Genomic DNA, 543 nt, shown 5'->3' with positions numbered 1-543 from the left:
TTTGATTGCACACCGCATTCTCACTCTTTCCATAGAACGTTTTGAACGTGAGGTGCTGTTTCATCCATTTGAAAAAGGTCTCGATCTTCCAACGATAACGATATAAGTCACCGATTTCTTCGGCAGACAAGTCAAAACAGTTCGTGACGATCATGACTACGTTTCCTTGACTATCTTGTGTCTCGATTAAGCGCAAGGTGTGGGTCATTTTCGTCCCATTTTGCGAGTTACCTAGAAACACTTCTAGGTCTTTCAAAATAGGTGAACCTGCTTGTGGAATTTGTTCGGATAGCACTTCAACCTGTGCGTTCTTCTTCAAACGAGTGATAAACCGAACATCGTGTAAACAGAGATGATCAAACTGTTTATAATCGATATAGCCACGGTCAAACAAGTGGATCGCATCTGAATCGATGTCAATGAGATCTCCCATTTGAGTGCGGTCTGCATGCTTAGCTGGTAAAAGAATTCCTTTATCGGGTAAGGTCAACTCTTTGGTAACCACGACTCGTAAATGAAGGCGAATCCCAGCTTTCGTTTTAC

Annotated in this window: 1 protein-coding gene; it reads right to left on the bottom strand. The window is 42.4% G+C overall.

Features of this window, described 5'->3' with window-relative positions; all coding sequences use genetic code 11:
• Window positions 1-543 (bottom strand): IS4 family transposase (locus M3212_RS22455; protein ID WP_251195982.1); only part of this gene is annotated, 543 nt, incomplete at both ends.

It is taken from the genome of Halalkalibacter oceani (genome assembly GCF_023715705.1).
In the GTDB taxonomy this organism is placed as follows: Bacteria; Bacillota; Bacilli; order Bacillales; family Bacillaceae_D; genus Halalkalibacter; species Halalkalibacter oceani_A.
This window is presented reverse-complemented; position numbering and strand designations above follow the sequence as displayed.